Origin of the sequence: Streptomyces sp. NPDC127098 (genome assembly GCF_042722465.1) — a bacterium.
Taxonomy (GTDB): domain Bacteria; phylum Actinomycetota; class Actinomycetes; order Streptomycetales; family Streptomycetaceae; genus Streptomyces; species Streptomyces millisiae.
The window spans coordinates 1-5,401 of record NZ_JBHXFJ010000132.1 but is presented as its reverse complement, the minus strand read 5'-3'; the positions used below and the strand labels follow the sequence as shown (position 1 = coordinate 5,401).

Annotated in this window: 6 protein-coding genes; 1 reads left to right on the top strand and 5 read right to left on the bottom strand. The window is 72.7% G+C overall.

Annotated features, from left to right (window positions below; all coding sequences use genetic code 11):
* Positions 1–107: 107 nt before the first annotated feature.
* Together ACFWI8_RS36020 and ACFWI8_RS36015 are read right to left on the bottom strand one after the other, a co-directional pair.
* On the bottom strand, positions 108–701 hold the full coding sequence (locus tag ACFWI8_RS36020; protein WP_387100413.1) for a TMEM165/GDT1 family protein: 594 nt from the start codon (positions 699–701) through the stop codon (positions 108–110).
* Between the two features lie 271 nt (positions 702–972).
* Positions 973–1,527, bottom strand: coding sequence for a superoxide dismutase family protein (locus ACFWI8_RS36015; protein WP_387100411.1), 555 nt, complete (start codon positions 1,525–1,527; stop codon positions 973–975).
* 230 nt (positions 1,528–1,757) lie between these two features.
* On the opposite strand from ACFWI8_RS36015, the gene ACFWI8_RS36010 reads away from it, so the two are divergent.
* Positions 1,758–2,426 carry a DedA family protein gene (locus ACFWI8_RS36010; RefSeq protein WP_387100408.1) on the top strand — a complete coding sequence of 223 codons (669 nt, stop codon included), beginning with the start codon at positions 1,758–1,760 and terminating at the stop codon, positions 2,424–2,426.
* A 58-nt stretch (positions 2,427–2,484) separates the two neighbouring features.
* Here ACFWI8_RS36010 and ACFWI8_RS36005 read toward each other — a convergent pair whose 3' ends face one another.
* The 3 genes from ACFWI8_RS36005 to ACFWI8_RS35995 form a co-directional block, all read right to left on the bottom strand.
* Positions 2,485–3,279 carry an SAM-dependent methyltransferase gene (locus tag ACFWI8_RS36005; protein WP_387100405.1) on the bottom strand — a complete coding sequence of 265 codons (795 nt, stop codon included), beginning with the start codon at positions 3,277–3,279 and terminating at the stop codon, positions 2,485–2,487.
* A gap of 155 nt (positions 3,280–3,434) precedes the next feature.
* Entirely contained in the window at positions 3,435–4,385 is a 951-nt protein-coding gene (locus ACFWI8_RS36000; protein WP_387100403.1) for a 1-aminocyclopropane-1-carboxylate deaminase/D-cysteine desulfhydrase, read from the bottom strand.
* A gap of 70 nt (positions 4,386–4,455) precedes the next feature.
* Entirely contained in the window at positions 4,456–5,301 is an 846-nt protein-coding gene (locus tag ACFWI8_RS35995) for a carbohydrate ABC transporter permease (protein ID WP_387100400.1), read from the bottom strand.
* Between the last annotated feature and the right edge of the window lie 100 nt (positions 5,302–5,401).

Here is a 5,401-nt window from a genome sequence, read left to right as displayed (position 1 = left end):
CCCGGGCACCGGGCGCGCGGAGCGCGCCGGTGACCCGGGCCTGGCGGCCGCCGCACCCGCACAGCGCCCAGCGAAACCGCACCAGCGCCGAGCGCCAGCGGACCCGGCTACCCCCTGGCCGCTTCGAAGAAGCTCCAGGCCGCCATGACCACCATCACGCCCGCCGCGATCTTGGTGATCAGCGTCAGCGGCACCCGCTTCAGCAGCGCCTGGCCGCCCATGATGCCGAGGCCGGCCACGGCCCACAGGGCCAGGACCGCGCCGACGCCGACCGAGACGGGGTCGTCGTAGCGCGCGGCCAGGTTGGCCGTCATGATCTGGGTGAGGTCGCCGAACTCGGCGACCAGGATGAGGGTGAAGCCGCTGCCCGCCACCTTCCAGAAGGACGGGTCGGACGGCTCCTTGATCTCCTCTTCGTCCTCGTCGTCCTTCTTCAGCACCTCCCGCAGCAGCATCGCCGCGCCGGCCAGGAAGAGCACGCCGACCACGATCTGCAGGGGGCGCTGCGGAAGCAGCGTCAGGACGCTGCCGGCGGCCACGGCGAGCACCACGTGCACCACGAAGGCCGCGGCGACGCCGGCGAAGACGTAGGAACCTCGGAAACGGGTGCCGAGCACCAGACCGGCGAGCGCGGTCTTGTCCGGTAGCTCGGCGAGGAAGATGATGCCGAACACGACAGCGGCGACGGCGAAACTGAACACGGCAATCCTCGAAACTCTCGGGCCGCCGTGCCGGAGGTTCCCGCGGGGAGGCGGACTTCGGCACGGCAGCGTCCATGACACTGCTGGCCGAAGGTCTCGCTGGCGGACCGCCGCGCGAGGCGGCGGGGGTCCGCTCCGGGCGCCGGGCCCCTCCCGTGCGATGCCGAGGCATCCGTGGGCGGGCCAGTATGTCGACGGTCCGGCGAAGAGCTACTCCCCTTCAGACTCGAACACTCTATACGAGACGCCCGGAAGCGGAGAATCCGGGCCGCTACTCGCCGCCGGCGGTGGCGAGGGCGGCGAACGGCACGGTGAAGCAGCCCACCCGGTCGCCCGCCGTGCCGTCGGGTTCCGTGGCCCGCTCGTGCAGCACCACGGAGGCGGCCTCGCCCGGCCGGAACAGCCACTCGTGCTCGGAGGTCGCAATGCCGGCGCCGTCCACGTCGGCGGTGAAGTCGAGCCACACCTCGTTCTCCGGGTCGACCGAGCCCGGCTCGTTCTGGTAGTGGCTGCCGGCCGCCTCGGGGTCGGCGCCGCACGGCGCGACGTGGACGTGGGTGCCGTAGGTCTGTCCCGGCACCAGGCCCCGCGCCGACACCTCGACGGTCAGGGCGCCGTCCACGACGTACTCGGTGACCGTGATGTGCGCGCCGGGTGGCACGAGGTCCGTGTCGTAGCTGACGGCCCTGGGCGCCTCGCCGGTGCCGGCCGTCGCGAACTGGGTGCCGGTGCGCAGCCAGTAGTCGCCGCCCGCGGCGGCCGCCGCGGATCCGGCCGTGGCCAGTGCCACGGTGAGTGCGACCGCGCTGGTCGTCCGTGCTCTCATCACTCGTGCTCCCTGCTCGTGGGGGGTGGGGGTGGGGGGGGGATGGCACCCCGCGCGATCACCCTGCCCAGGCCGGTGACGAGATGCCCGCCACACGCACCCGTGTACACCGTGTGGGGGACCCAGGCGTACTCTTGGCGGCGGAACCACTGTGGTCGGAAGACGCGTCCCAGCCAGGTACCAGGTACACATCACAGAGCGCGTCATCAGGGGAAACGGGGAGCGGCACGGTGCAGGAGACGTTGGGGGTGCTGCTCTACGCTCCATGGATCTACGTGGTCGTGGCGGCGTCCATCCTGCTGGACGTCTTCGTGCCGGTGCTGCCCAGCGGAGCGCTGGTGGTGACCGCGGCCACGGTGGCGGCCGGCACGGCTGTCGACGTCGCGGGGCTGCCCTCGCCCACCGCCAACCCGCACCTGCCGCAGATCTTCCTGCTCGGTGCCTGCGCCATCACCGCGTCCTTCGTCGGCGACCTGCTGGCGTACGGTCTCGCGCTGCGCGGCGGTCGTCGCTTCGGTGGCGCGATCGCCCGGTCGCGGCGGCTCACCGCGGCCCAGGAGCGCCTCGACTCGGCGCTGCGGCGTGGCGGCGGGCCGCTGGTGGTGCTGGCGCGGTTCGCGCCGGCGGGGCGCGCGGTGGTGAGCCTGGGCGCTGGGGTGTCGCGCCGCCGGAAGCGTGAGTTCCTGCCGTGGTCGGCGCTGGCGGCCGTGGTGTGGACGGGGTACAGCGTCGGTATCGGCTATCTGGGCGGCCAGCTGCTCGGCGCGAGCTGGTTCAGCACCGGTCTCTCCGTGGTGGCGCTGCTGGCCGCCGGCCTGGTGGCCGCCCGCCTGCTGCGTCCGGCGCCGGTGGCCGAGCCGGTCGCGGTGCCGGCCCCTGTGGAGCCGGGCGTCTCCTGACCGCGCCGGGCGCGCGACAGGGGCCGGACCTCTCGGCCCGGCCCCGCGAGGCGCTTCGTCAGGTGAGGCGGCCTATGCCGCCATACCAGGAGACGTCGGCGTGGCTTGGCCGCTCCGCCTCGGGGACGGTGGCGCGCCAGTCGGAGACGACCTGGATGCCGGGGTCGACCAGTTCCATGCCGTCGAAGAACTCGGCGAACCGCTCCCTGGTGCGGAGCGTGAGCGGCACGCCCTGGGCGCGGTAGGCGTGCTGGACGCCCATCGCGGCCTCGGGGGCGATGTCGGCGGTGGCATGCGACAGGATGAAGTGGCTGCCGGCCGGGACGGCCTCGCGCAGGGTGCGGACGATGCCGGCGGGGTCCTCGTCGTCGCCGACGAAGTGCAGCACGGCGACGGCCAGCACGCCCACCGGCTGGTCGAAGTCGATCAGCGCGCGGGTCTTCTCGTTCTCGAGGATGACGCGGGGGTCGCGGATGTCGCCCTGGATGACGGCGGTCCTGGCGTCCTTGGCGAGCAGCGCGCTGCCGTGCACGAGCACGATGGGGTCGTTGTCGACGTAGAGGACGCGCGCGTCGGGGTCCTCGGCCTGGGCGACCTGGTGCACGTTCTCGGCGGTGGGCAGGCCGGAACCGAGGTCGAGGAACTGCCGTACGCCGGCCTGCCGGACCAGGTGGCGGACGGCCCGGCCGAGGAACTTGCGGTTCTCGCGGGCCGCGGTGCGCAGCATGGGGAACGAGGACAGCGCCTTCTCGGCCGCCTCGCCGTCGACCTCGTAGTGATCCTTGCCGCCCAGCAGGTAGTCGTACATTCGCGCCGAGTGCGGCTGATCGGTGCGCAGGTCGATGTCGGCCACGCGTATCTCCACTTCGTAAGTGAGTCGACAGTGATTCGACTGTGATTCGATGCCTGCCAAAAGGAATCGATCAGATCAGTGAACTCTCGGCACAGTAAGGGGATTTCGGCTCAGCTGTCAGCGCTCACCGGCGGGTTCCGGACGCGGAGCGACGCTCATGAGCCATCCACGGCCGCCGCCGGCGCGGGGTCGGGCGGGCCGGTGACGACGAGGGTGACCCGGCTGCCGCGGGGCAGTTCCCCGGCGGCGGCCGCCGCGTAGAGGTGGCGCAGCGCCTTGGCGACGTAGCGCAGTTCCGGACGCACCCCGTGCCGTTCAGTGAAGTCCTCGGCGAACGAGGCGAGTTGGGGCGACACCCGGCCGTAGCCGCCGCCGTGTGCCGGGTGGTCGACCGACCAGTTGTCGAACGCCCGGCCCCAGCCGGCCGCGTGCAGCCCGGCGATCTCCCGCTCCAGGTAGCCGGCGCCGCCGCGCAGCGCCGCGACGCCCAGGGCGCGGGCGCCCGGCGGCAGCCCGGCCGCGATGCCGGCCAGCGTGCCGCCGGTGCCCACGGCACAGCAGACCAGGTCGCGGTGGCCCAGGTCGGGGAGCTGGGTGGCGAGCTCGGCGGCGACGGCGGCGGCGCCGTGCGCGGCCGGCGCGTTGGAGCCGCCCTCGGGGAGCACCGCGCAGGGCCCGAAGCGGTCGGTGAGCTCGCGGCGGGTGGCCGGCTCGTGCAGGGTCGCGCGGAGCCGGCGGTAGCCGGCGCGGTCGACGAAGGCGAGCCGCATGCCGGCGGCCTCGGCGCGGGCGAGCGACCAGTTGCGTGGCGCGTCGGCGAGCTCGTCGCCGCGGATGAGGCCGACGCTCTCCAGGCCCCGGCCGGCGGCGGCCGCGGCGAGGGCCCGGACGTGGTTGGAGTAGGCGCCGCCGAGGGTGAGCACCCGGGTGTGCCCGGCCGCCCGGGCGGCGTCCAGGTTGGGGATCAGCTTGCGCCACTTGTTGCCGGGCACCGTGGGGTGGATCAGGTCGTCCCGCTTGAGCCACAGCTCGACGCCGGCGTCGACCAGCCGCTCGTCCGCCACCCGGCTGAGCGGCGAGGGCAGGGCGGGCGGCGACAGAGACATCCGTTCGATTGTATGTCCGGTGCCTCCGCCAGCTCGGGCGCGGGCTCCCGCCGCCCGCGCCCGCCCGTGCCTAGCCCTTGACGGCGCCGGCCGTCAGGCCGCCGACGATCCAGCGCTGGAGCAGGGCGTAAAGCACCAGGATCGGCACGACGGCGATCAGGATGCCCGCGCTCAGCCCGGTGTGGTTGGTGGAGAAGGCGCCGTTGAAGTTGAGCATGCCCAGCGGCAGGGTGCTGTTCTCCGGGGAACTCAGCATGATCAGCGCGATGAGCAGTTCGTTCCAGGTGGCGACGGTGTCCAGGATGGCGACCGTGACCAGGGCGGGCAGCGCCAGCGGCAGCATGAACTGCCAGAAGATCCGGAAGTCGCCGGCGCCGTCGATCCGGGCGGCCTCGATCAGTTCGTCGGGGACGCGCCGGAAGAACTGGTGCAGCACCAGGGTGGTGAAGGGGATGCCGAAGGCCAGGTAGGCCGGGAGCAGTCCCGCCAGCGTGTCCGTGAGGTACACGGACCGCAGCATGGTGAACAGCGGCACGATCGCGATGTAGAGCGGGACGGTCAGCCCGAGGAAGACGAAGAACATCACGGAGCGCCGGAAGCGCAGGTCGAGCTTGGCCAGCGCGTAGGCGAGGAGCGCCGAGACGGCCACGCCGAGCGGCACCTTGACGACGGTGATGAGCAGGCTGTTGCGGTAGGTGGTGGAGAAGTCGCCGATCTTCCAGGCGTCGGCGAAGTTGTCGAGGGTCCAGGATCCGGGCCAGGAGATGGTGCCGGACGACGCCAGGTCGGCGCCGGTGCGCAGCGCCGTGGTGACGAGCACCAGCAGCGGGGCGAACCAGACGAGGCCGAGCAGACCGAGCGCCACGCTGGCGCCGACCGTCCGCACGGTGCGGGAGGCGGGGATCGTCGCTGCCATGGCTAGTCCTATCTATTGATGTGGGTCTGAACTGGTCACTCGTAAGATCGGCGAGGCCCAGGGGCCCTGGGTATGGCTGTCATGGTTGAGCCGCTGGATG

What these genes read in the sequence shown, in the direction of transcription:
- ACFWI8_RS35995 (WP_387100400.1), bottom strand. Translation starts at nt 5,301, where the DNA reads ATGGCAGCGACGATCCCCGCCTCCCGCACCGTGCGGACGGTCGGCGCC.
- ACFWI8_RS36000 (WP_387100403.1), bottom strand. Translation starts at nt 4,385, where the DNA reads ATGTCTCTGTCGCCGCCCGCCCTGCCCTCGCCGCTCAGCCGGGTGGCG.
- ACFWI8_RS36015 (WP_387100411.1), bottom strand. Translation starts at nt 1,527, where the DNA reads ATGAGAGCACGGACGACCAGCGCGGTCGCACTCACCGTGGCACTGGCC.